Genomic DNA, 22,341 nt, shown 5'->3' on the forward strand with positions numbered 1-22,341 from the left:
GGAGCTCATGATCGGATCGTGCCGGGCCAAGGCCACGGCCTTCGGCGTGCCGGCACTGATCCCCATCCTCAACCGTGCCGAATTGTCGCTGTCGGACCATGCCGCCCGCGCCGGAGACGCGCCGCGGATCCCCCGGGGAAAGGCCCTGTCGGTCCCTCGCACGCGCCCGGTCCGGCACTGACGGGCGGCGGAGTGGGCTCCGTCGCCGACGGCGGACAGGCGATCCTCGGCGTCAGCCGGCGCGGTAGCTCCACACCACCTCGGCATCGTCGATGTCGCCCGCCGCCCCCGCTTCGCGCAGGGCCGAGACGGCGAGGCGGCGCAGGCGGCCACGCTCCTCCGACTGCTTGTGGCGGGCCGGGATGGAGGTGGGGGGCTTGACCAGATATTGCAGCGGCGAGCCGACCGCCGCCAGCGTGAGGACGCTGCCGTCATAGGCCGCGTCGATCCAGGCGCCCTTGAGGCTGAGGCGGGCTGTCGTCATGCCGGGTCGGTCTCCGTGTGGCGGCCCGGCCGTCCGGGACGGCATCCTTTGGCCCGAGCCGCGACATCGTCGCAAGGCAGCCTTGCGGGTTCGGCACCGAAACCTTCGGCACTTTCGGGCATTGTAGCCTCGACTCAACGACGACTTGGCCCGCCGGTCTCCAGCCGGCGGGCTTTTTTGCGTCCGCGCGCCGTCAGAACACGGCGGGCGTCACCGGCACTTCCGGGGGGGCGCCGGGCGGGATGCCGGCGGGGCCGCCCACGCCGGGATCGATGATGTCGGGGCCGGGCTGCGGGATGCCCACCGGTTCGGTCGGCGGCTGTTCGGGCGGGACCGGCGACTCGGCCGGATTCGGGAAGGGGTCGCCGGGCATGGGGTCCGTCGGCATGGTGTGGTCCTCCGTGCGGGGGCTGTCGGCGCCCCGTCGACCAGGTCAACGCCCGAGCCGCGCCGAAGTCCCGTCCCTTCCGTGATATCCGGCCCGGCGCCGCCTTCGGGCGGTGCCGGGCCTTTTTTTGTGCCCGATCCTGCGCCATAAGCCGCGGGCCGGACGGCATGCCGCCGCCGACACGAGGATCCTCGCGTGGCCCCCCTGGTCAAGATCTGCGGCCTGTCGACCGAGGCGACGCTCGACGCGACGCTCGAAGCCGGGGCGGAGCGCGTCGGCTTCGTCTTCTTCGCGCGCTCGCCCCGCCACCTGACGCTGGAGCGCGCCGCCGTGCTGGCCCGCCGGGCCCGGGGCCGCGCCGCAGTCGTGGCCCTCACGGTCGACGCCGAGGATGCGGCGCTCGACGCCATCGTGGGCGCCGTCGCGCCCGACATGGTGCAGCTTCACGGGCGCGAGACGCCGGAGCGCGTCGCGGCGCTGCGCGCGCGGCTCGGCCGCCCGATGGTCAAGGCGCTGGGCATCGCGTGTGCCGCGGACCTCGATGCCGTGCCGGCCTATGCCGCCGTGGCCGACGAGATCATGTTCGATGCCAAGCCGCCGAAAGGCGCCGCCCTGCCGGGCGGGAATGGGGTCGCCTTCGACTGGCGTCTCCTCGCCGCGCTTGACCTCCCCGTCCCCTTCATGCTTTCCGGGGGACTCGGGCCCCGAAACGTGGGCGAGGCGCTCCGCGTGACGCGGGCCCCGGCGGTCGACGTGTCGTCGGGGGTCGAGAGCGCCCCGGGCGTGAAGGATCCCGATCTCATCGCGGCCTTCATCCGGGCCGCCAAGTCATAGGGCGCCAAACCATAGGGCGCCGAGTTTCCGGCCGCCGAGTGCCCGACCGGCCAGGGCGGGACGCCCCAGAAGGACTGACGCCTTGAACAAGCCGGACCTGCCGAACTCCTTCCGCAACGGCCCCGACGAGCGCGGCCATTTCGGGAACTACGGCGGCCGCTTCGTCGCCGAAACCCTGATGCCGCTGATCCTCGAACTGGAGAAGGCCTACGAGGCCGCCAAGGCCGACCCGGCCTTCGCGGCCGAGATCGCCTCGCTCCACACCCATTACGTCGGCCGCCCCTCGCCGCTGTATTTCGCCGAGCGGCTGACCGAGCATTGCGGCGGCGCCAAGATCTATTTCAAGCGCGACGAGCTGAACCACACCGGCGCACACAAGATCAACAACGTGCTGGGGCAGATCCTGCTGGCGATGCGCATGGGCAAGACCCGCATCATCGCCGAGACCGGCGCGGGCCAGCACGGCGTCGCCACCGCCACGGCCTGCGCGCGCTTCGGCCTGCCCTGCGTGGTCTACATGGGCGCCGTCGACGTCGAGCGGCAGAAGCCCAACGTGTTCCGCATGAAGATGCTGGGGGCTGAGGTCGTGCCGGTGCAGTCCGGCGCCCGCACCCTCAAGGACGCCATGAACGAGGCCCTGCGCGACTGGGTCACCAACGTCGACGACACCTTCTACTGCATCGGCACCGCGGCCGGCCCGCACCCCTATCCCGCCATGGTGCGCGACTTCCAGTCGATCATCGGCACCGAGGTCCGCACGCAGATGCAGGCGGCGGAAGGCCGCCTGCCGGATTCGCTCGTCGCCTGCATCGGCGGCGGCTCCAACGCCATCGGCCTGTTCCACCCCTTCCTCGACGATGCCGGCATCGAGATCTTCGGTGTCGAGGCGGCCGGCCACGGCCTCGACACCAAGGCCCATGCGGCCTCGCTGGCGGGCGGCAAGCCCGGCGTGCTGCACGGCAACCGCACCTACCTCCTGATGGACGACGACGGGCAGATCGAGGAGGGCCATTCCATCTCGGCCGGCCTCGACTATCCCGGCATCGGCCCCGAGCACGCCTGGCTGAAGGACATGGGCCGGGTGAACTACCTGTCGGCGACGGATGCGGGGGCGCTCGACGCCTTCCAGCTCTGCTGCAGGCTCGAAGGCATCATCCCGGCGCTGGAGCCCGCCCACGCGCTCGCCGCCGTGCTGGAGCTTGCGCCCAAGCGCCCCCGTGATCACCTGATGGTGATGAACATGTGCGGGCGCGGCGACAAGGACATCTTCACCGTCGCCGACCACCTCGGCGGCATGTGACCCCCGTGATCGAACAGCGAGGACGCCCCGCGTGACCGCCCGGATGAAAGCCCGCTTCGCCGACCTCAAGCGGCAGAACCGCGCCGGGCTCGTCACCTTCATCACGGCCGGGGACCCGGACGACGCCACCTCGGCGGCGGTGCTGCGCGCGCTGCCCGGGGCCGGGGCCGACGTGATCGAACTCGGCATGCCCTTCACCGACCCGATGGCGGACGGGCCCACCATCCAGGCGGCGGCGCTCCGGGCCCTCAAGGCCGGCCACCGCCTGTCGAAGACCCTCGCCATGGTGCGGGACTTCCGCCGCGACGACGACGCCACGCCGATCGTGCTGATGGGCTATTACAACCCCATCTACGTCTACGGCGTCGACCGCTTCCTCGCCGACGCGAAGGAGGCCGGCGTCGACGGGCTCATCGTCGTCGACCTGCCGCCCGAGGAGGACCGCGAACTCTGCGTGCCGGCGCTGGCGGCGGGGCTCAACTTCATCCGCCTCGCCACCCCGACGACGGACGACGCGCGCCTGCCGGCGGTGCTGAAGAACACCAGCGGCTTCGTCTACTACGTGTCGGTCAACGGCATCACGGGCTCGGCCATCCCCGATTACAGCCGCGTGGCGAGTTCGGTGCAGCGCATCAAGCGCCACACCGACCTGCCGGTGGCGGTGGGCTTCGGCGTGAAGACGCCCGAGGGCGCCGCCGAAGTGGCGGCCCATGCCGATGCCGTCGTGGTGGGCACCGCGCTGATCGACGTCCTGGCCCGCTCGCTCGACGGCGGCCGGGCCACCCCCACCACGGTCGATGCCGTGCGGGGCTTCGTCGAGGGCCTGGCCCGGGGCGTCCGCTCGGCCAAGCGCCCGGCCCCCGCGGCGCAGGAGGACCGGCCGTGAGCTGGATCAACAACGTCGTCCCGCCCAAGATCCGCTCCTTCCTGATCACCAAGAAGGACACGCCCGAGAACCTGTGGGTGAAATGCCCGGACTCGGGCCAGCTCGTGTTCCACAAGGACCTCGAGAACAACCTCTTCGTGGTGCCGGGCTCGGACTTCCACATGAAGATGGACGCCCGCACCCGCCTCGCCACCACCTTCGACGAGGGGCGGTGGGACGAGATCGCGGTCGGCGAGGTCCTGTCCGACCCGCTGCGCTTCCGCGACGAGAAGCGCTACGTCGACAAGCTGAAGGAGGCCCGCACCAAGACCGGCCTCAACGACGCCGTGAAGCTCGGCTCCGGCCACATCGACGGCCGCGACGCCGTGGTGGCGGTGCAGACCTTCGACTTCATGGGCGGCTCGCTCGGCATGGCGGCCGGCGAGGCCATCGTGACGGGGGCCGAACACGCGCTGAAGCTGAAGGCCCCCTTCATCCTGTTCGCGGCCTCGGGCGGAGCCCGCATGCACGAGGGCATGTTCTCCCTCATGCAGATGCCCCGCACAACCGTGGCGGTGAATCGGCTGAAGCGCGCCGGCCTGCCCTACATCGTGGTGCTCACCAACCCGACGACCGGCGGCGTCACCGCCTCATATGCCATGCTGGGCGACATCCACATCGCCGAGCCCGGCGCCCTCATCGGCTTCGCGGGTCCCCGCGTCATCGAGCAGACGGTGCGGGAGAAGCTGCCGGAAGGGTTCCAGCGGGCCGAGTACCTGCAGGAGCACGGCATGGTCGACATGGTGGTGCACCGCCGCGACATGCGCGCCACGCTGGCGCGTCTGTGCGGGCTGCTGATGGATCGCCGGCCCGTGGCGGCCCAGCTCCCCGCCGCCGCGGAATAGGGCAGGGTGCCGATGAGCGCCATGGCGGGAGGGCCCGCCGGCAAGGCCGACGAACTGATCGCCCGCTTCCTGCCGCTGCATCCGAAGCGGATCGACCTGTCGCTCGGGCGCATCCAGCGGCTTCTCGCCGACCTCGGCCACCCCGAGCTTCGCCTGCCGCCCGTGATCCACGTTGCCGGCACCAACGGCAAGGGCTCCACGGTCGCGTTCATGCGAGCCGTGCTCGAAGCGGCCGGCCGCAGCGTCCATGTCTATACCTCGCCCCATCTCGTGCGCTTTCACGAGCGCATCCGCCTCGGCCATCCCGGGGGCGGCCGCCTCGTCGCCGACGACGTGCTGGCCGACGCCTTCGCGCGCTGCGAGGCGGTGAATGCCGGCCAGGGCATCAGCGTCTTCGAGATCACCACGGCGGCGGCCCTGCTGCTCTTCGCCGAGCATCCCGCCGACGTCCTCCTGCTCGAGGTGGGCCTCGGCGGGCGCTACGACGCCACCAACGTGGTGCCGGCCCCGGTCGCCACCGTGGTCACGCCCGTGTCGATGGACCACCCGGAGTTCCTCGGCTCCACCGTCGCCGCCATCGCGGGCGAGAAGGCCGGCATTTTGAAGCGCGGCGTGCCCGCCATCCTGGCCGAGCAGGGCGACGAGGCCCGGGCCGTGCTGGAGCGCGAAGCCGCGCGCGTCGGCGCGCCGGCGCTCTTCGGGGGGCAGGATTTCTCGGCCCAGGAGGAGCGTTCGCGCCTCGTCTACCAGGACGAGCGCGGCCTCATGGACCTGCCGTTGCCCCGCCTCGCCGGCCGTCACCAGCACGGCAATGCCGCCACCGCCATCGCGGCGCTGCGCACGGCCTTCCCCGACCTTCCCGCCGCCGCCTACGAGGCCGGCATCGCGCGGGCCGACTGGCCGGCCCGGCTCCAGCCCCTGAAGCGCGGACGCCTCCCGGCGCTGCTGCCCGACGGCGCCGAGCTTTGGCTCGACGGCGGCCACAATGCCGAGGGCGGCCGCATCCTCGCCGAAGCCCTGGCCGAGATGGAGGAGCGCCATGCCCGGCCGCTGGCGCTCGTCTGCGGCATGCTCGCCACCAAGGACCCCAAGGCCTTCCTGAAGCCCTTCGCGGGCCTGGCCCAGGAACTCATCGCGGTGCCGATCTCGGGGGAAGGCGCCGCCCACGATCCCGAAACGATCCTCGGGGCGGCGGCGGGCGCCGGCATCCCGGCGGCCCGCTGCCCCGGCGTCGGCGCGGCGCTGCGCTTCCTCGCCGCCCGCCACTGGCCCGTGCCGCCGCGCGTGCTGGTGGCGGGCTCGCTCCACCTCGCCGGCGAGGTACTGGCGCTGAACGGCACCCCGCCCGAATAGGGACGGCGACGCGGCCTGAAGCGCGGGTCAGGCCGGGTCGGAGAGCGCGTCCGCCGCCGCCCTGAGCCGGTCGAGCAGCCCGCGTCGCTCGCCCTCGTCCCGGTCGACCGGCACGACGAAGCAGAGCGTCGCCGCCGTCCGCCCGCGCGCGTCGCGGACCGGCGCGGCGAGGCAGCAGGTGAACCGGTCCGACAGGCCGAGCGTGACGCAGTGGCCGTCCTCCCGCGCCCGGGCGACATCCGCCAGGAAGCTCTCGGGCGCCAGCGTCCGCCCGTCCGGCAGGCGATAGTCCTCGGGCGGGATCAGCGCCGTGATGTCGCCGGGCGACAGGTGGCCCAGCAGCAGCCGGCCCGAGGCCGTCCAGGGCAGGGGCACCGGCACGCCGACGTCGGCGGTGATGCGGAACAGGCCGCGCCCGTTGCGGCTGTCGAGGACGACGTATTTGTTGCCCCGCAGGGCGCAGAGCTGCGCCGTCGCATCGGTCTCGGCGGCGAGCCGGTCCAGCGCCTCGCCGGCCCGGCGCTGCAGCGGGTTCGTCTGCGCGTAGGCGGCCCCGTAGAGCTGGATGGCGCGGCCGAAGAACACGGCGCCGTCCTCGTCGGTCGTCTCCAGGAGGTCGGCGGCGACCAGCCGGTTGACGAGGTTGTAGAGCGTCGAGCGCGGTGCGCCGAGGCGCCGCGCGAGCTCGCCGACCCGCACCGGCGCGCGGCTGCGCAGCAGTTCCTCGAAGATGTCGACGACGCGGTCGACGCCGCTCTGGCGCTCGGAGGCGGGCGGTGCCTCCGCCTTGGTCACGGCCTTGCTCAACAATGCACCTTCACGCGCGACATTCCCGCTTGACCCCCCGCGGCCGGGAGACGTAGATTCGGCATGTCCAATATATAAGACATGTGTCCCGCCCACAAGACAGGCCTGGACGCTGCGTCCGGAGGGAGTCGATCGATGCCCGCAATCTCCAAGGTCCTGTCCACGGGCGCGGCGGTCGTCGCCCTGTCCCTGGCCTTCATCGCCACCGCCGAAGCCGATGGCAAGCTGCAGGAGGTGCTGGCGCGGGGCAAGCTCATCGTCGGCACGGGCAGCACCAACCCGCCCTGGGGCTTCCAGGACAAGGGCGGCAAGCTCGTCGGCTTCGACATCGACCTCGCCCACATCATCGCCAAGGGCCTGTTCAACGACCCCGCCAAGGTCGAGTTCGTGACCCAGTCCTCCGACGCCCGCATCCCCAACATCACCACCGGCCAGGTCGACATGACCTGCCAGGCCATGACGGTGACGGCGCCGCGCGCCCAGCAGGTCGCCTTCACCATCCCCTACTACCGCGAAGGCGTTGCCCTGCTGCTGAAGAAGGGCGGCAAATACGCCGATCACGCCGCCCTGAAGGCGGCCGGTGCCGGCGTCACGGTGTCGGTGCTGCAGAACGTCTATGCCGAGGACATGGTCCACCAGGCGCTGCCGGACGCCAAGGTCGACCAGTTCGACAACGTCGGCCTCATGTACCAGGCGCTGAACTCCGGCCGCGCCGATGCCGCCGCCACCGATGCCTCGTCGCTGCGCTGGTTCATGAAGCAGAACCCCGACCGATACGTCGATGCCGGCTACGGCTGGAACCCGCAGAACTATGCCTGCGCGGTGAAGCAGGGCGACGCCGACTGGCTGAACTTCGTCAACACCGCCATCGAGCAGGCCCTCACCGGCGTCGACTACGGCGACTACAAGACCGCCTACGAGACCTGGTTCGGCGTGACGCCGCCGGCGCCCGCGATCGGCTTCCCGCGGTAGGCCGCGGGGACGGCGGGGCGCCCCGTGGGCTACACGCTCAACTTCGCGGTCGTCTGGGCCAACCTGCCGAAGCTGCTCGGCGGGCTTCTGCTCGGCCTCGAACTCGCCGCCGCCTCGCTCGCCCTCGGCACGCTGATCGGCCTCGCCGGCGGCTTCCTCAGCGTCGGGGCGTCGCGCCCGGGCCGCGCCCTCGCCGCCACCTATGTGGCGGTGGTGCGCAACACGCCGATCCTGGTGATCGTGCTGATGCTGTATTTCGCCCTGCCCGACCTCGGCGTGCAGCTCGCCAAGGGCCCGAGCTTCATCGCGGCCCTGTCGCTCTATTCGGGCGCCTACCTCACGGAAGTGTTCCGGGCCGGGCTCGTGGCGGTGCCGCCCGGCCTCGTCGAGGCCGGCAAGGCCATCGGCCTGACGCGCTTCGGCGTCGCCCTCCACGTCGTCGGCCCGGTGATGCTGCGCAACGTGCTGCCGGCGCTCGGCAGCACCTTCATCTCGCTGTTCAAGGACACGTCCATCGCCGCCGCCATCGCGGTGCCGGAGCTCACCTTCCAGGCGCGGCGCATCAACGTCGAGAGCTTCCGGGTGGTCGAGGCCTGGACGGCGGCGAGCGCCCTCTACATCGCCACCTGCTTCCTGATCGCGGCCGCCCTGCGCGGCCTCGAACGCCGCTTCCCCAAATTCTGACGGCTGCCATGGACGACCTCATCACCGAGGCCTGGGATGCCCGCGACGTCATCCTCGGGGGTCTCCTGCAGACGCTGTCGATCTCGGCCCTGGCCATCGTGCTGGGGACGCTGCTCGGCGTGCTGGTCGGCGTCGCCCTGGTCTACGGCGCCTGGCCGCTGCGCCTCGCGGCCCGGGCCTATGCCGACGTGATGCGCGGCACGCCCGTGCTGGTGCTGGTGCTGGCGGCCTTCTACATGCCCGCCGTGCTGGGGCTGCACCTCCAGCCCTTCGCCGCCGGCGTGCTGGCGCTGACGCTGTTCTGCGGCGCCCATATCGGCGAGCTGATCCGCGGCGCCCTCGGGTCGATCCCCCGCGGCCAGACCGAGGCCGCCAAGGCCGTCGGCCTCACCTTCTTCGGCGTGCTGGCCCACGTGCTGCTGCCCCAGGCGCTGCGCAGCCTGCTGCCGCCCTGGATCAACACCTGCGTCGAGATGGTCAAGGCGTCGACGCTGCTGTCCGTCATCGGCGTCGGCGAGCTGCTGCTGCGCACGCAGGAGATCATCGGCCGCAACTTCATGACCCTGCAGTTCTACCTCCTCGTCGGCGCGCTCTACCTGGTGGTCAATTTCGCCATCGAGCAGGCCGGCAAAGCCCTGGAGCGCCGCGTTGCCTTCCGCTGAGACCTCGGCCCCCGCCCGGCCCCTCCTCGCCATCCGGGGCCTGCGCAAGAGCTTCGGCGCCACCGAGATCCTGAAGGGCGTCGACCTCGACGTCCGACAGGGCGAGGTCGTGTCCATCATCGGCTCCAGCGGATCGGGCAAGACGACGCTGCTGCGCTGCGTGAACCTGCTCGAGGAGTTCCAGGGCGGCGAGGTGCTGCTCGACGGCGAGCCGGTCGGCTACCGCGAGCAGGCCGGCCGGCGGCTGCGCCTGAAGGACCGCGACCTCGCCCGCCAGCGCGCCCAGACCGGCATGGTGTTCCAAAGCTTCAACCTGTTCCCGCACCTGTCGGCGGCCGGCAACGTCATGCTGGGCCTGCGCAAGGTGAAGGGCATGGGCAAGGCCGAGGCCCGCGCCGTCGCCGAGCGCTGGCTCGCCCGCGTGGGCCTCGCCGAGCGGGCCGACCACGCGCCGAGCCAGCTGTCCGGCGGCCAGCAGCAGCGCGTCGCCATCGCCCGGGCCCTCGCCATGGAGCCCAAGCTCGTGCTGCTCGACGAGATCACCTCGGCGCTCGACCCCGAACTCGTCGGCGAGGTGCTGGCGACCGTCAAGGCCCTCGCCGGCGAAGGCGCGACCCTGCTGCTCGTGACCCACGAGATGCGCTTCGCCCGCGACGTGTCGAACACGGTCGTCTTCATGGAGAAGGGCCTCGTGGCCGAACGGGGGCCGCCGGGCGACCTGTTCGGCAACCCCCGCCACCCGCGCCTGATCGAGTTCCTGCGCGGGACGCGGGACCATTGAAGCCTGTGAACAGGCACATTTTTAGAGATGGCGTGTGTCGGCGACGGCATGACACACGCTCGAACCGCCGGCCGGACGCGGTCCGGGCCGTGCCAAGCGAGAGTGAGATTGCGAGATGATGATCCAGCGTTACCAGGCGGGCAGCCGCATGTCGCAGGCGGTGTCGGCCAACGGCTTCGTCTTCGTGGCCGGCCAGGTCGCCGACGACCGCAAGGCCGGCATCGCCGGCCAGACCCGCGACGTGCTGGCCGCCATCGACGCGCTGCTGGCCGAGGCCGGCACGTCCAAGGACAAGCTCGTGGCCGTCAACGTGTTCCTGCCGCACATCGCCGACTTCGACGCCATGAACGAGGTCTACGACGCGTGGATCGACCCCGCCAACCCACCGGCCCGCGCCTGCGTCGAGGCCCGCCTCGCCGACCCGGACCTCCGGGTCGAGATGACGGCCGTGGCGGTCGTCTGACGGATCCAGCACGGCACCGGGCGACGGGGCTTCCGGCCCCGCCGCCCGTTTCGACGCCATCGCATTCCGGGAAAGCCAGCATGACGACGACCTCACGTGACATCTCGCGGCGCGCCTTCGGCACCGGGCTCGCCGGGGCCGCGGCCCTCGCGGCCGTCGGCCCGGCGTGGGCTCAGGCGGACGGCGTCATCACGGTGGCGACGATCGGCGAGCCCGGGCCGCTCGACCCGACGGTCGCGACCTCCGACCTCGTCAGCATCATCACCCAGCACGTCTTCGAGACGCTCTTCTGCTTCGACGGCGCCTGGCAGATCCGCCCGCTGCTGGCGGACGGGCTGCCGGCCGTCTCGCCCGACGGCAAGAGCTACGCGGTGAAGCTCCGCCCGGGCGTCGTCTTCCACGACGGCAGCCCGATGACGGCCGAGGACGCCGTCGCCTCGCTCCAGCGCTGGCTCAAGCTGTCGCCGCGCGGCAAGCAGGCGGCGCCCTCCGTGGCCGAGGTCGCCGCCGAGGGGCCGCTGGCGCTGCGCATCGTCCTCAGCCGGCCCTATGCGCCGCTGCTCGCCCTCCTGGCCATGAACAACGGCGCCGCCGCCATCCTGCCGAAGGCCGTGGCCACCGCCACGACGCCCATGGGCGACCCCGTCGGCACCGGCCCCTACCGCTTCGTCGAGCACAAGCCCGACCAGTACATCCGCCTGGCGCGGTTCGACCGCTACGCTTCGCCGGCGGGCCGGCCCGACGGTTACGCGGGCGAGCGCAAGGCGCTGGCGGGCGAGATCCGCTTCGTGCCGGTGCCGAACCCGACGACGCGCGTCGACGGCATGCTGTCGGGCCAGTACCTCTTCGCCGATTCCCTCCCCGCCGAGCTGCTGCCGCGCCTCAAGGGCCAGGCCGGGGTCGAGCCCATCACGGTGAAGCCCTTCGGCTTCCCGCTGATGATCTTCAACGAGAAGGCCGGCCCCATGGCGAACCCGCTGGTGCGCCGCGCCGCGCAGGCGGCGCTGTCCTGCTCCGACATGCTGGCGGCGGCCTTCGGCGACCCCGCCTTCTTCGACGCCGAGGGCTCGATCTACCCGAAGGGCACGCCCTATCACGACGAGGCCGGCGTCACGGCCTACAACCTGAACGATCCGGCCAAGGCCGGCGACCTCCTGAAGCAGGCGGGCTACGGCAAGCAGCCCATCCGCATCATGACGTCCCAGCAATACGACTTCCTCTACAAGATGAGTCTCGTGGCCCAGCAGAACCTGCAGGACGCGGGGTTCGAGGTCGACCTCCAGGTGCTCGACTGGGCGACCCTGCTCAGCCGGCGCGGCGACGAGAAGGGCTGGGACGCCTTCTTCACCTACCACACCTTCGTGCCCGAGCCCTCGCTCATCACGGTGCTGAACCCGAGCTATCCCGGCTGGTGGGACACGCCCGCCAAACACGCCGCCCTCGACGCCTTCAACGCCGAAACCGACCCCGCCAAGCGCATCGCCGACTGGAAGGTCCTCCAGGCGCTCGTCTACGCCGAGGCACCCTCCATCAAGGTGGGCGACTTCTACAACCTCGCGGCACGCTCGAAGCGCATCGCCGGCTACACCGTCGTGCCCTGGCCGTTCTTCTGGAACGTCGGCGTGACGGGCTGACGGGCCCCGGCGCGCCGCATGGGCCCGCTCACCTTCCTCCTCCGCCGCGTCGCCGGCCTCGGCATCGTCATGGTGCTGGTGGCGCTCATCGTCTTCGTCATCGTCCGGATCGTGCCGGGCGACCCCGCGGCCGTGATGCTGGGCGCCTCGGCGACGCCCGACGACGTCGCGGCCCTGCAGGCGCGGCTCGGCCTCGACCGGCCGCTGCCGGTGCAGTTCGCCATCTACCTGAAGGAGATCGCCACGCTCGACCTCGGCCGGTCGATCTTCCTCGACCGGCCCGTGGCCCAGGCCATCGCCGAACGGGCGCAGCTGACGGGGCTGCTCACCGCCCTGGCGGCCACGATCGCGGTGCTGATCGGCGTGCCGGTCGGCATCCTGTCGGCGGTGCGGCGCGGCCGGGCCTCGGACCACCTCGCCACCGCCGGCGCCATGGTCTTCGCCTCGCTGCCGAGCTTCTGGGTGGGGCTGACGCTGATCGAGTGGCTGGCGGTGCGGCACGCCTGGTTCCCGGTCGCCGGCTGGGGCGACCCCGGCGACGGGCTCCTCGCCCACCTCCACCACCTCGTGCTGCCCGCGGTGGCGCTGGGCCTGCCGAACTCGGCGCTGATCATCCGCTTCACCCGCACCAGCATGCTCGACGTGCTCGGCGAGGACTACATCCGCACGGCCCGGGCCAAGGGGGTGCGGCCCTGGAGCGTCGTGATGCGGCACGCCCTGCGCAACGCCCTGATCCCCATCGTGACGGTCATCGGCCTCACGGTGGCGACGCTGATCGGCGGCGCCATCGTGACCGAGACGGTCTTCGGCCTCCCCGGCGTCGGCAACCTCATCGTTTCGGCCGTGCTGCGGCGCGACTACCCCGTGATCCAGGGCACCCTGCTGGTGATCTCCGGCCTCTACGTGCTGATCAACCTCGCCGTCGACCTGCTCTACGCGGCCGTCGACCCGCGCCTGCGCGGCTGACCGCCATGGGCCCGGCAACCGCCCCCGACACCCCCGCCGACCCGCGCCCGCCCGCCTCGCCCGGCCGGATGCTGGCGGGGCGGCTCCTGCGCCGTCCCACCGCGCTCGCCGCCCTCGTCGTGCTGCTGCTCGTCGTGCTGGCGGCGGTCCTCGCCCCGAGCCTCGCCCCCGTGCTGCCGAACCGGATGGACATCGCCCACCGCCTCGCCCCGCCGGGCGGGCACCACCCGCTCGGCTCGGACGATTTCGGCCGCGACGTGCTGAGCCGGCTGCTCTACGGCGCCCGGCTGTCGCTCGGCGTCGGGGCGCTGACGGTGGCGCTGGCGACCTCGCTCGGCCTCGCGCTCGGGCTGGTGGCGGGCTATGTGAAGCGGCTCGACGCCGCGCTGATGCGCTTCACCGACGCGCTGATGGCTTTTCCCGACATCCTCCTCGCCATCGCCCTCATGGCGGGGCTCGGCCCCTCGATGCTCAACGTCGTGCTGGCGCTCGGCATCGTCTACACGCCGCGCGTCGCCCGCGTGGTGCGGGGTGCCACGCTGGTGCTGCGCGAGTTGCCCTTCGTCGAGGCGGCCCGCGCCATGGGGGCTTCGGACCTGCGCATCATGGCGGCGCACCTGCTGCCGAACCTCGTCTCGGCGCTCATCGTGCAGGGCACCTTCATCTTCGGTTCCGCCATCCTCACCGAGGCGGCCCTGTCCTTCCTGGGCACCGGCGTGCCGCCCACGACGCCCACCTGGGGCAACATGATGGCGGGCGCCCAGCAGTACATGGGCCAGGCCGATTGGCTGATCCTGGCGCCGGGCCTCGCCATCGTGCTCGTGGTGCTGTCGCTGCAGATGCTCGGCGACGGGCTGCGCGACGCCCTCGACCCCAAGCTCCAGAGGCTGATGTGACGGCTCGAACCCTGATCCGCGGCGCCCGCGTCGTCGACGGCACCGGCGCCCCCTGGTTCCGCGCCGACGTGCTCGTGGCGGGCAGCCGCATCGCCGCCGTCGGCCCGGCGCTGGCGGCGCCGGGCGCCCGCGTCGTCGAGGCCCGGGACCGCTACCTCGCGCCCGGCTTCATCGACGCCCATTGCCACGACGATCTCGTGTTCCTGCGGGAGCCGACCCGCCCCGAGAAGGTGCTGCAGGGCGTCACCAGCATCGTGGTGGGGAACTGCTCCTTCTCGCTCTACCCGACGCGGCCCGCCTCCGCCGAAGCGCTGCGCCTGCACTTCTCCGGGCTGCTCGGCGAGACGGCGCCGCACGAGGTCTTCGACGGGCTCGACGGCTACCGGGCGGCGCTGCACGGGCGCGGCATCGGGCCGAACCTCGTCTCGCTCGTCGGCCACGCCGCCCTGCGCCTCGCCGTGATGGGGTACCAGGACCGTCCCGCCACGCCCGACGAGGTCGCCGCCATGGCGGACCTCCTCGACGTCCAGCTGGCGGCGGGCGCCGCCGGCCTTTCGCTGGGCCTCGTCTACCCGCCGAGCGCCTATGCCGACGCGCCCGAGATGGCGGCCCTCGCCGCCACCGTGCGCCGCCACGGCCGCGTGCTGGCCGCCCATGTGCGCTCCTACGAGGCGGGGCTCGTCGCCGCCGTCGACGAGTTCCTGAACCTGCTGCGCGCTTCGGGCGCCGCCGGCCTCCTCAGCCACCTGCAGGCGGCCGGCCGGCCCAACTGGGGCGGCGTGCCCAAGGCCATCGCGCGGCTCGAGGCGGCCCGGGCCGAGGGGATCGACGTCGCCTTCGACATGTATCCCTATCCGGCGGGCAGCTCCTACATGCTCCAGCTGCTGCCGCCCGAGGCGCAGGCCGGCGGGCTCGACCGCCTGGTCGCCCGCCTGCAGGACCCGGCCGGGCGGGCCGCCTTGCGGGACTGGGTCGAGCGCGGCCCGGCGGATCCGCATGCACCGCAGTCCAAGATCTCGCTCATCGGCTGGCACAACGTGCTCCTGTCGGGCATCGGGGCGCCGGCGCTGAAGCGCTTCGAGGGGCTGCGCATGGACGCGGCGGCGGCCGAGGCCGGGCTCGACCCGTTCGACCTCCTGGTGCGCTGCGTGATCGAGGATGCCGGCCAGACCGCCATCGTGATGTTCCAGCTCGACGAGGCCGACCTCCGCGCCGCCTGCACGCATTGCCTGCACATGTTCGGCTCCGACGGGCTGCCGCGCCCCGGCACGCGTCCGCACCCGCGCGCCTACGGCACCTTCCCGCGCGTCATCGGCAAGCTCGCCCGTGCCGACGGCTGGTTCGGGATCGAGGATGGCGTGCGCCGCATGACCTCGGCGCCGGCCCAGCGCTTCGGGCTCGGGGACCGCGGCGTCCTGCGCCCCGGCCTCGTCGCCGACCTCGTGCTCTTCGCCGCCGACACGGTCGACCGCGCCAGCTTCGCCGATCCCGTGCAGATGCCGCACGGCATCTGCGACGTCTGGGTCGCCGGCGAGGCCGTGGTGGCGGACGGCGCCGTCACGGGCCGACTGCCGGGCCGCGTGCTGGGCGGCGATCCTCTTGACACCGATGTTGTCAAATTCGACAACATGCAACGATGACCCGGACGACCCGCCCGATATCGTGGATCAAGGCAGCCCGTCGCGATTTCGAGGCTTTTCCGGAGGACGCGAAACGGCGCATGGCACAGGCGCTCACAATCGTGGCGGACGGGGGTTATCCGGACATCGCGAAGCCCATGATGGGCTTGGGCTCCGGAATCCTGGAGCTGGCCTTGAAACACCGCGGCGACGCCTATCGCATCGTCTATGCCCTGCAGATCGGCGATGACGTCTGGGTGCTCCACGCGTTTCAAAAGAAGTCGAACAGTGGGACGGCGACACCGAAGATCGAGATCGATCTCATCCGCGAGCGTCTGAAACGTCTGAGGGACATCCTGGCATGAGCGACGACATCGAACTCGTGCGTGGCAGCGGCCATCTCTTCAGGGACCTGGACCTGCCGAACCCGGACCTCGAACAACTCCGGGCGCTGTTGGCGGCCGAAATCATCAAGGCCCTGGACGACAGGGCGCTCACCACCCGCAAGGCGGAGGAGCTGACCGGCATCGCCGCGGCCGATTTCTCCCGCATCCGCCGGGTCAAGCTGGATCGCTTCACCGTGGACCGGCTGATGATCATTCTCGGGCGCCTCAACCGCCGCGTCGACGTCAGCGTCAGCGTCCACCCTCGCCCGGTTCCGCCGGCCTCGATCAACGCTCACGCGTGACGTGAACGCCGCGCAGGCGCCCTCCCGCCGTGGAAGCGCCCTGCCACAACAACGGACCCGACGATGCTCATCGACGATCTCGAAACCCCCGTGCCGGTGGTCGATGCCGACCGGGTGGAGCGCAACTTCCGCACCATGCAGGACTATTGCGACCGGCACGGGCTGAAGCTGCGGCCCCACATCAAGACCCACAAGCTGCCGCATCTGGCCCGGCGCCAGGTCGAGCTCGGGGCCGTGGGCATCACCTGCCAGAAGCTCGGCGAGGCCGAGGTGATGGCCGATGCGGGGCTCGACGACATCCTGATCTCCTACCCGCTGATCGGGCCCGCCAAGGCCCTGCGCCTCGCCGCCCTGGCCCGGCGGGTGCGGATGAGCGTCGCGGTCGACAATGCGCTGGCGCTCGACACCGCCGCCGCCGCGGCCGCCGCCTCCGGGGCCGAGATCGGCGTGCTCGTCGAGTTCGAGAGCGGCGCCGGCCGGGTCGGGGTCGGGACGGTCGCGGAAGCGCTGGCGTTGGCCGGGCGCATCGTCGGCACGCCCGGGCTGCGCTTCGAGGGCCTCATGACCTATCCGCTCGGGCCGGCGGCGGCGGCCTTCATCGCCGAGGCGCGGGACCGGTTCGCCGCCGCCGGCATCGCCATCCCCACGGTGTCGGGCGGCGGCACGCCGGCCGCCTGGAGTGCCCATACGGTCCCGGGCGTCACCGAACTCAGGGTCGGCACCTACGCCTATCACGACCGCGCCACGGTGGCGGCCGGCGCCGCCACGCTCGACGATTGCGCGCTCCACGTCGTCGCCACCGTGGTGAGCCGCCCGACGCCCGACCGGGCGGTGATCGATGCCGGGTCGAAGACCCTGTCGAGCGACCTCGTGGCGCCGGAAGCCGGGCGCGGCTACGGCCTGCTCCTCGACTATCCCGAGGCCGTCATCACCCGGCTCAACGAGGAGCACGGCACGGTCGACCTGTCGGCCTGCGCCCGCCGGCCGGACCTCGGCGAGCGGCTGCGGGTGTTGCCGAACCACGTCTGCGTCGTGTCGAACCTGCACGACGCCGTCGTCATGGTGCGCGACGGCCGCGTCGCCGGCACCGTCCCGGTGGCGGCGCGGGGCCGCACGACCTGAGCCGCCGCCCCGCCGGCGCCGCGCCGACGCGGAACGGAACCGGCCCGAGCGCGGTTAATGGCCGAATGAGGGGGCTGTCATGCCGGGGAAAACCATCGTCGTCGTCGAGGACGATCCGCTGCTGCGAACCCATGCGGTATCGTTGCTGGGCGCCGCCGGCCTCGCCGTCGTCGATTTCGAGACGGCCGACGAGGCGGTGGTGTTCCTCGAGGAGCGGGACGGCGACGTCGCGGCCGTCCTGACGGACGTGCGGATGCCCGGGCGCCTCGACGGCTTCGACCTCGCCGTCAAGATCTCGATGAAGTGGCCGGACGTCACCGTCCTGCTCACCTCGGGGCTCGACCGGCCGACCAGCCTGCTGATCCCCTCGGTCGCCTTCCTGCCCAAGCCCTGGATGCCCCACGACGTGTTGAGCGCCCTAGAAGACGCGACAGGTCGCGGATGACCACCCGGGCTGCGGCCCGCTTTCAGCCTATTCACGTCAAATACGACGGGTCTTCGTTCGACGGCCTTAGCGGGTCACCCCCTTTATGGCGCCCTTGGGAAGCGGTTCTCTTGCAGGATGTTCCGCTCCCCTCCGACATGCGGGGCAGGAGGGATCGCTCGTGAGCGTGCAAATCTACGGCAATGCGCCGGAAGCCATCGCGGCGCCGCTGGCGGGTGCCACGGCCTTCTTCTACCGCTACGAGGTCGTCGGGAGCGCATTGAAGCGCCGCAAGGTCGCCGACACCCGCCCCAAGCTCGCCGGCGAGGCGCGGCTCGTCGACGTGCTGGTGACGGAGGACGCGGAAGGCCGCCAGATCCGGGTCATGCGCGGCATCCTGGTGCCCGAACGCGACCTCGCCCGCATCGGGACCCCGGCGGGGGAGCCCGCGTGGCGCGAGTTCGAGGTGGGGCTCGACGTCCGGTTGGCCATCGGCCGGGATCTCGGCGTCATCGTCCCGCGCGCCCGCCCGCGGATCCGGCTCGCGACGCTCGACGGCCGGCCCGTCGCCGAAAGCTGACGCCCGGCGCCCGGCGCGGGGGCTTCCGTCCGCCGCACGTTCGGTGGGTTCGCGTCCCGACCGGGCACCCGGGTGAACTCTTGGATGAGCTGCAGATCCAGCCGATGATGCCCCAGGGTTGCCGTAACAGCGTCGCCCAGAGAGTGCCCATGTCGGTAAAGGAGGCACTCAATGTGTCGCAAACGCGGTAGATTCTCGCAGTCTTGGTGCGAATGACAGCGTGGCGCCGTTCCGGCTATCCGTGCTGATTCGCGCGTCAAGAGGCGCAGGTTGTTGGGTGGTTTTTCGCGCAGACTGTTGAAAATCCGCACTGGACGTGCTTCACACGCACGACTGCCGTTGCTGTGGGGTAAAACCCGCACCATACAGTTGGAAGGCCCGTCGTCGAAACGTGGCCGCCGCGTTGCGGATGAGAGGGCAAGATGACTGAAGACACCGACAACCTGAACCCACACATCGAAATGACGGCCGAAATCGTCGCCGCTTATGTCTCGCGGAACTCGGTTCCCGCCGGCGAACTGCCGAACCTCATCCGCAGCATTCACCAGACCGTGTCGACGCTCGGTGCCCCGCCGGTCGCCGAGGTGGCCCTCGAGCCGCTGAAGCCCGCCGTGCCGGTCAAGCGCTCCATCACGGACGAGTACATCATCAGCCTCGAGGACGGCCGCAAGCTGAAGTCGATGAAGCGCTACCTCGCCGGCCTCGGCATGACGCCCGCGCAGTATCGGGAGAAGTGGGGCCTGCCGCACGACTATCCGATGGTGGCGCCCTCCTACGCGGCGCACCGCTCCGCCCTGGCCAAGACCCTGGGCCTCGGCCGCCGGGCCTCGCAGGAAGCCGCCGAAGCGGCGCCCGAGGCCGAGCCCGAGGTCGACGAGGCCCCCGCCGCCGAGGCCGAAGGGTCCAAGAAGCCCCGCCGCCGCGGCGCCAAGGCGGCCTGAGCCGCCCGCCCGCTCAGGGCCTCGGGTCGCGTCAGGCCGCCGCGGCCCGCACGGCGCGGGGCGCGAGCCGCAGGCCGGTCTCGGCGTCGAAGAGGTGGATGGCGGACGGGGCGATCTGCAGCGGCAGCGGGCCGCGGCCGTGCCGGGTGCCCGCCGCGGTCTGGACGACGACGTCGGCGCCCCCCAACCGTCCGCGCAGCAGGCGCAGGGCGCCGAGGTCCTCGACGAGGTCGATGGCCGCCACGGGGCCGTCCGGCGCGGCCTGTGCCGTCGGCACCGCGTCTTCGGGGCGGAAGCCGACGGCGAGGCGAGCCCCCCGCTCCAGGCCGTGGGGCGGCACCGTGAGCTGGAGGCCGCCGAACGTCACCGTGTCGGGCCCCGCGGCCGTGGCGTCGACGACGTTCATGGGCGGCGAGCCCACGAAGCCGGCGACGAAGCGCGAAGCCGGCCGATGGTACACCTCCTCGGGCGTCCCCACCTGCTCGACGCGTCCGGCGTTGAGCACGACGAGCCTGTCGGCCAGCGTCATGGCCTCGGTCTGGTCGTGGGTGACGAAGACCGAGGTGACGCCCTGGCGGTCGTGCAGGCGGCGGATCTCGATCCGCATCTGCACCCGCAGCGTGGCGTCCAGGTTCGACAGCGGCTCGTCGAAGAGGAAGACCTTGGGCTCGCGGATGATGGCGCGGCCCATGGCGACGCGCTGGCGCTGGCCGCCCGACAGTTGCGCGGGGCGCCGGTCGAGCAGCCCGTCGAGCCCGATGGAGCGGCCGACCTCGGCGATGCGCCGCAGCCGCTCGGCCTTGGGCACGCCCGCCACCTTCAGGGCGTAGCCGATGTTCTCCGCCACCGTCATGTGCGGGTAGAGGGCGTAGTTCTGGAACACCATGGCGCAGCCGCGCTCGCGCGGCTCGAGCCGGTTGACCACCCGCCCGCCGATGGCGATCTCGCCCGCCGTGATGCTTTCGAGGCCGGCGATCATGCGCAGCAGCGTGGACTTGCCGCAACCCGACGGCCCGAGGATGACCACGAACTCGCCCGCCCCGAAGGCGAGGTCGAGGCCGTGCACGGTCTCGATCCTGCCGTAGGACTTGCGCACGCCCCGGATGGCGATGTCGCTCATGGTGCTCTCCTTCACTTCTCGACCGCGACGAGGCCGCGCACGAACCAGCGCTGCAGCACCACCACCACGGCGAGGGGCGGCGCCATGACGATGAGCGTGCCCGCCATGGCGGTGTTCCAGACCGGCGCCTCGCCATAGGCGCTGGGCACGAGGCGGCCGAGCTCCATCGAGGCCGTCGCGTAGTTCTGGTCGGTCACCACCAGCAGGGGCCACAGGTACTGGTTCCAGGCATAGACGAACATGATGGTGCCGAGCGCCGCCATGTTGGTGACGGACAGCGGCAGGATCACGTCCTTGAAGAAGCGGAAGGCGCCCGCGCCGTCCATCTTGGCGGCCTCGGCGAGCTCGTCCGGGATCGTCATGAAGAATTGGCGGTAGAGGAAGGTGCCGGTGGCGGTGGCGACCAGCGGCAGCACGAGGCCCGAATAGGAGTTGAGCAGGTTCCAGCGCGGCAGCGTGACGGAGAGGCCCGACAGGTCGAAGAGCGCCTGGAAGGGTTCGAGCGCATTGGCCGCCACCGCATAGGTCGGCACGATCCGCACCTCGAGCGGCAGCATCAGGGTGGCGAAGATGATCCAGAAGAACACCATCCGCAGCCGGTAGTCGAAATACACGATGGAATAGGCCGAGATGGCGGACAGCCCGACCTTGCCCGCCGCCACGAGGCCCGCGACGATCACCGACGTCAGCATGACATTGCGGAAGTTGCCCTTCTGCCAGGCGACGGCGAGGTTCTCCCACAGGTGGTGACCGGGGAGCAGCGGCATCGGCACCTGGTTGACGGCGACGAGATCGTGGCTCGCCGCCACCACCACCACGTAGACGGGCAGCAGCAGCACCAGGAGCCCGCCCACCAGCACGAGGTGGGTGAGCAGGTTGACGAGCGGGGTGCGTTCGATCATGGGGCGCTCCTCACCGGTAGTGCACGCGCCGCTCGACGACGCGGAACTGGATCACGGTGAGGCCGATGATCAGCGCCATCAGCACCATGCTCTGGGCGGCGGCGAGCGAGTAATCCTTCGATTCGAAGCCGTCGAGGTAGATCTTGTATACCATCAGCATGGTGGCGCGGGCCGGGCCGCCGTGGGTCGTGACGTCGATGAGGGCGAAGCTGTCGACGAAGCTGTCGGTGATGTTGACCATCAGCAGGAAGAACAGGGTCGGCGTCAGCAGCGGCACCTGCAGGTCCCACATGCGGCGCAGCACGCCGGCGCCGTCCATGGCGGCGGCCTCGATGGTGGTGCGCGGCAGGTTCTGCAGGGCGGCGAGCAGGAAGACGAAGTTGTAGCCGATCATCTTCCAGCTCTGCCCGAGCAGCACCAGCACGAAGGCGTCGTTGCCGTCGAGGGCGGGGTTCCACAGGCCGGGGACCACGTGGTTGATGCCCGCCAGCAGGCCGGCATCGGGCGAGAAGATGAAGCGGAAGGTGAGGCCCACGGCGGCGGCCGGCACCGCATAGGGCAGGAAGAAGGTGAAGCGGTAGAGCCGGTGGCCCCTGAGGCCCCGGTCGGCGAAGAGCGCCAGCACCAGGGCGGCGCCGACGGCCACCGCCGTGCAGCCGACGGCGAAGAGCAGGGAGGCGCCGACCGACGCCCAGTAATTGGCATCGGCGAAGACGGCGCGGAAGTTCTCGAGCCCGACGAACTGGTTGCCGCCCCCGAAGGCCGGCTCCAGCGTCACCGCCCAATAGGCGGCCTGGGCGGTCGGCCAGTAGAAGAACACGAAGACCAGCAGCAGTTGCGGCGCGATGAAGGCCGAGGCGAGCCACAGGTTTCGGAACGTCGCTCGCTTCTGCATCACGGGGTCTGCGTTGGGGCGGGTCTGCGTTGGGGCGGCCCGGGCCGAAGCGGCCC

The 22,341-nt window shown here is 71.5% G+C and carries 27 protein-coding genes; 21 read left to right on the forward strand and 6 right to left on the reverse strand.

The window, feature by feature from the left end; translation table 11 throughout:
* Window positions 1-7: 7 nt before the first annotated feature.
* Entirely contained in the window at window positions 8-181 is a 174-nt protein-coding gene (locus D3272_RS27365; RefSeq protein WP_165361371.1) for a hypothetical protein, read from the forward strand.
* Window positions 182-232: 51 nt separating this feature from the next.
* Here D3272_RS27365 and D3272_RS15385 read toward each other — a convergent pair whose 3' ends face one another.
* Together D3272_RS15385 and D3272_RS15390 are read right to left on the reverse strand one after the other, a co-directional pair.
* Window positions 233-484 carry a hypothetical protein gene (locus tag D3272_RS15385; RefSeq protein ID WP_129220084.1) on the reverse strand — a complete coding sequence of 84 codons (252 nt, stop codon included), beginning with the start codon at window positions 482-484 and terminating at the stop codon, window positions 233-235.
* Between the two features lie 193 nt (window positions 485-677).
* Complete coding sequence (locus D3272_RS15390; protein WP_129220085.1) at window positions 678-872, reverse strand: hypothetical protein; 195 nt, start codon at window positions 870-872, stop codon at window positions 678-680.
* A gap of 195 nt (window positions 873-1,067) precedes the next feature.
* Between D3272_RS15390 and D3272_RS15395 the strand changes: the two genes are divergently transcribed.
* The 5 genes from D3272_RS15395 to D3272_RS15415 all read left to right on the forward strand — a co-directional run bounded on the left by D3272_RS15395 (window position 1,068) and on the right by D3272_RS15415 (window position 6,129).
* On the forward strand, window positions 1,068-1,706 hold the full coding sequence (locus D3272_RS15395; protein WP_129220086.1) for a phosphoribosylanthranilate isomerase: 639 nt from the start codon (window positions 1,068-1,070) through the stop codon (window positions 1,704-1,706).
* A gap of 82 nt (window positions 1,707-1,788) precedes the next feature.
* Complete coding sequence (gene trpB, locus D3272_RS15400; protein ID WP_129220087.1) at window positions 1,789-3,006, forward strand: tryptophan synthase subunit beta; 1,218 nt, start codon at window positions 1,789-1,791, stop codon at window positions 3,004-3,006.
* Window positions 3,007-3,049: 43 nt separating this feature from the next.
* Window positions 3,050-3,892: a tryptophan synthase subunit alpha gene (trpA, locus tag D3272_RS15405; RefSeq protein ID WP_428977997.1), complete on the forward strand. Its 843-nt coding sequence runs from the start codon at window positions 3,050-3,052 to the stop codon at window positions 3,890-3,892.
* A complete protein-coding gene (gene accD, locus D3272_RS15410) occupies window positions 3,889-4,776 on the forward strand; it encodes an acetyl-CoA carboxylase, carboxyltransferase subunit beta (protein ID WP_129220089.1) in 888 nt (295 codons plus the stop codon). The genes trpA and accD overlap by 4 nt, the downstream gene beginning before the upstream one ends.
* 21 nt (window positions 4,777-4,797) lie before the next feature.
* Window positions 4,798-6,129, forward strand: a complete 1,332-nt coding sequence (locus tag D3272_RS15415) for a bifunctional folylpolyglutamate synthase/dihydrofolate synthase (RefSeq protein WP_129220090.1) — start codon at window positions 4,798-4,800, stop codon at window positions 6,127-6,129.
* Window positions 6,130-6,156: 27 nt separating this feature from the next.
* On the opposite strand, the gene D3272_RS15420 is transcribed toward D3272_RS15415, so the two are convergent.
* Window positions 6,157-6,936, reverse strand: a complete 780-nt coding sequence (locus tag D3272_RS15420) for an IclR family transcriptional regulator (protein ID WP_245496592.1) — start codon at window positions 6,934-6,936, stop codon at window positions 6,157-6,159.
* Window positions 6,937-7,071: 135 nt separating this feature from the next.
* On the opposite strand from D3272_RS15420, the gene D3272_RS15425 reads away from it, so the two are divergent.
* From D3272_RS15425 to D3272_RS15495, 15 genes are all read left to right on the forward strand, one after another.
* On the forward strand, window positions 7,072-7,908 hold the full coding sequence (locus tag D3272_RS15425; protein WP_129220092.1) for a transporter substrate-binding domain-containing protein: 837 nt from the start codon (window positions 7,072-7,074) through the stop codon (window positions 7,906-7,908).
* 24 nt (window positions 7,909-7,932) lie between these two features.
* Window positions 7,933-8,592, forward strand: coding sequence for an amino acid ABC transporter permease (locus D3272_RS15430; RefSeq protein WP_129220093.1), 660 nt, complete (start codon window positions 7,933-7,935; stop codon window positions 8,590-8,592).
* A gap of 8 nt (window positions 8,593-8,600) precedes the next feature.
* Window positions 8,601-9,254 (forward strand): amino acid ABC transporter permease, encoded by a 654-nt coding sequence (locus D3272_RS15435; RefSeq protein WP_129220094.1) that lies wholly within the window; start codon window positions 8,601-8,603, stop codon window positions 9,252-9,254.
* Window positions 9,241-10,035: an amino acid ABC transporter ATP-binding protein gene (locus D3272_RS15440; protein ID WP_129220095.1), complete on the forward strand. Its 795-nt coding sequence runs from the start codon at window positions 9,241-9,243 to the stop codon at window positions 10,033-10,035. Before D3272_RS15435 ends, D3272_RS15440 begins: the two co-directional genes overlap by 14 nt.
* A gap of 118 nt (window positions 10,036-10,153) precedes the next feature.
* Window positions 10,154-10,498 carry a RidA family protein gene (locus D3272_RS15445; protein WP_129220131.1) on the forward strand — a complete coding sequence of 115 codons (345 nt, stop codon included), beginning with the start codon at window positions 10,154-10,156 and terminating at the stop codon, window positions 10,496-10,498.
* Window positions 10,499-10,578: 80 nt separating this feature from the next.
* On the forward strand, window positions 10,579-12,132 hold the full coding sequence (locus D3272_RS15450) for an ABC transporter substrate-binding protein (protein ID WP_129220096.1): 1,554 nt from the start codon (window positions 10,579-10,581) through the stop codon (window positions 12,130-12,132).
* A gap of 18 nt (window positions 12,133-12,150) precedes the next feature.
* Window positions 12,151-13,098: an ABC transporter permease gene (locus D3272_RS15455; RefSeq protein ID WP_129220097.1), complete on the forward strand. Its 948-nt coding sequence runs from the start codon at window positions 12,151-12,153 to the stop codon at window positions 13,096-13,098.
* 5 nt (window positions 13,099-13,103) lie between these two features.
* Entirely contained in the window at window positions 13,104-13,994 is an 891-nt protein-coding gene (locus D3272_RS15460; protein ID WP_342634187.1) for an ABC transporter permease, read from the forward strand.
* Window positions 13,991-15,634 carry an N-acyl-D-amino-acid deacylase family protein gene (locus tag D3272_RS15465; protein ID WP_129220098.1) on the forward strand — a complete coding sequence of 548 codons (1,644 nt, stop codon included), beginning with the start codon at window positions 13,991-13,993 and terminating at the stop codon, window positions 15,632-15,634. The genes D3272_RS15460 and D3272_RS15465 overlap by 4 nt, the downstream gene beginning before the upstream one ends.
* A complete protein-coding gene (locus D3272_RS15470) occupies window positions 15,631-15,978 on the forward strand; it encodes a type II toxin-antitoxin system RelE/ParE family toxin (protein ID WP_129220099.1) in 348 nt (115 codons plus the stop codon). Before D3272_RS15465 ends, D3272_RS15470 begins: the two co-directional genes overlap by 4 nt.
* Window positions 15,975-16,301, forward strand: coding sequence for a helix-turn-helix domain-containing protein (locus D3272_RS15475; RefSeq protein WP_129220100.1), 327 nt, complete (start codon window positions 15,975-15,977; stop codon window positions 16,299-16,301). Before D3272_RS15470 ends, D3272_RS15475 begins: the two co-directional genes overlap by 4 nt.
* A 63-nt stretch (window positions 16,302-16,364) precedes the next feature.
* Window positions 16,365-17,423, forward strand: a complete 1,059-nt coding sequence (locus D3272_RS15480; protein ID WP_129220101.1) for an alanine racemase — start codon at window positions 16,365-16,367, stop codon at window positions 17,421-17,423.
* Window positions 17,424-17,502: 79 nt separating this feature from the next.
* A complete protein-coding gene (locus tag D3272_RS15485; protein WP_129220102.1) occupies window positions 17,503-17,868 on the forward strand; it encodes a response regulator in 366 nt (121 codons plus the stop codon).
* 160 nt (window positions 17,869-18,028) lie between these two features.
* Window positions 18,029-18,427 carry a hypothetical protein gene (locus D3272_RS15490; protein ID WP_129220103.1) on the forward strand — a complete coding sequence of 133 codons (399 nt, stop codon included), beginning with the start codon at window positions 18,029-18,031 and terminating at the stop codon, window positions 18,425-18,427.
* Between the two features lie 422 nt (window positions 18,428-18,849).
* Window positions 18,850-19,368: a Ros/MucR family transcriptional regulator gene (locus tag D3272_RS15495; RefSeq protein ID WP_129220104.1), complete on the forward strand. Its 519-nt coding sequence runs from the start codon at window positions 18,850-18,852 to the stop codon at window positions 19,366-19,368.
* Between the two features lie 31 nt (window positions 19,369-19,399).
* Here the strand turns inward: D3272_RS15495 and D3272_RS15500 are convergent, their stop codons facing one another.
* From D3272_RS15500 to D3272_RS15510, 3 genes are read right to left on the reverse strand one after another with little or no spacing between them, the layout of a single operon-like run.
* Window positions 19,400-20,488 carry an ABC transporter ATP-binding protein gene (locus tag D3272_RS15500; protein ID WP_129220105.1) on the reverse strand — a complete coding sequence of 363 codons (1,089 nt, stop codon included), beginning with the start codon at window positions 20,486-20,488 and terminating at the stop codon, window positions 19,400-19,402.
* An 11-nt stretch (window positions 20,489-20,499) separates the two neighbouring features.
* The gene (gene ugpE / locus D3272_RS15505; protein WP_129220106.1) at window positions 20,500-21,390 is read right to left on the reverse strand and encodes a sn-glycerol-3-phosphate ABC transporter permease UgpE; all 891 of its coding nucleotides are present in this window, start codon (window positions 21,388-21,390) and stop codon (window positions 20,500-20,502) included.
* Between the two features lie 10 nt (window positions 21,391-21,400).
* Window positions 21,401-22,285 carry a carbohydrate ABC transporter permease gene (locus tag D3272_RS15510; protein ID WP_129220133.1) on the reverse strand — a complete coding sequence of 295 codons (885 nt, stop codon included), beginning with the start codon at window positions 22,283-22,285 and terminating at the stop codon, window positions 21,401-21,403.
* Window positions 22,286-22,341 lie beyond the last annotated feature (56 nt).

Origin of the sequence: Lichenibacterium ramalinae, assembly GCF_004137085.1 — a bacterium.
GTDB lineage: Bacteria > Pseudomonadota > Alphaproteobacteria > Rhizobiales > Beijerinckiaceae > Lichenihabitans > Lichenihabitans ramalinae.

Excerpts from the sequence above, each read along its gene's own strand:
- D3272_RS15460 (WP_342634187.1), top strand. The coding sequence starts at position 13,104 with ATGGGCCCGGCAACCGCCCCCGACACCCCCGCCGACCCGCGCCCGCCC.
- D3272_RS15450 (WP_129220096.1), top strand. The coding sequence starts at position 10,579 with ATGACGACGACCTCACGTGACATCTCGCGGCGCGCCTTCGGCACCGGG.
- D3272_RS15480 (WP_129220101.1), top strand. The coding sequence starts at position 16,365 with ATGCTCATCGACGATCTCGAAACCCCCGTGCCGGTGGTCGATGCCGAC.
- D3272_RS15495 (WP_129220104.1), top strand. The coding sequence starts at position 18,850 with ATGACTGAAGACACCGACAACCTGAACCCACACATCGAAATGACGGCC.
- D3272_RS15425 (WP_129220092.1), top strand. The coding sequence starts at position 7,072 with ATGCCCGCAATCTCCAAGGTCCTGTCCACGGGCGCGGCGGTCGTCGCC.
- D3272_RS15415 (WP_129220090.1), top strand. The coding sequence starts at position 4,798 with ATGGCGGGAGGGCCCGCCGGCAAGGCCGACGAACTGATCGCCCGCTTC.
- trpA (WP_428977997.1), top strand. The coding sequence starts at position 3,050 with ATGAAAGCCCGCTTCGCCGACCTCAAGCGGCAGAACCGCGCCGGGCTC.
- D3272_RS15485 (WP_129220102.1), top strand. The coding sequence starts at position 17,503 with ATGCCGGGGAAAACCATCGTCGTCGTCGAGGACGATCCGCTGCTGCGA.
- D3272_RS15445 (WP_129220131.1), top strand. The coding sequence starts at position 10,154 with ATGATCCAGCGTTACCAGGCGGGCAGCCGCATGTCGCAGGCGGTGTCG.
- D3272_RS15475 (WP_129220100.1), top strand. The coding sequence starts at position 15,975 with ATGAGCGACGACATCGAACTCGTGCGTGGCAGCGGCCATCTCTTCAGG.
- D3272_RS15470 (WP_129220099.1), top strand. The coding sequence starts at position 15,631 with ATGACCCGGACGACCCGCCCGATATCGTGGATCAAGGCAGCCCGTCGC.
- D3272_RS15510 (WP_129220133.1), bottom strand. The coding sequence starts at position 22,285 with ATGCAGAAGCGAGCGACGTTCCGAAACCTGTGGCTCGCCTCGGCCTTC.
- D3272_RS27365 (WP_165361371.1), top strand. The coding sequence starts at position 8 with ATGATCGGATCGTGCCGGGCCAAGGCCACGGCCTTCGGCGTGCCGGCA.
- D3272_RS15435 (WP_129220094.1), top strand. The coding sequence starts at position 8,601 with ATGGACGACCTCATCACCGAGGCCTGGGATGCCCGCGACGTCATCCTC.
- D3272_RS15385 (WP_129220084.1), bottom strand. The coding sequence starts at position 484 with ATGACGACAGCCCGCCTCAGCCTCAAGGGCGCCTGGATCGACGCGGCC.
- ugpE (WP_129220106.1), bottom strand. The coding sequence starts at position 21,390 with ATGATCGAACGCACCCCGCTCGTCAACCTGCTCACCCACCTCGTGCTG.
- D3272_RS15390 (WP_129220085.1), bottom strand. The coding sequence starts at position 872 with ATGCCGACGGACCCCATGCCCGGCGACCCCTTCCCGAATCCGGCCGAG.
- D3272_RS15500 (WP_129220105.1), bottom strand. The coding sequence starts at position 20,488 with ATGAGCGACATCGCCATCCGGGGCGTGCGCAAGTCCTACGGCAGGATC.
- D3272_RS15455 (WP_129220097.1), top strand. The coding sequence starts at position 12,151 with ATGGGCCCGCTCACCTTCCTCCTCCGCCGCGTCGCCGGCCTCGGCATC.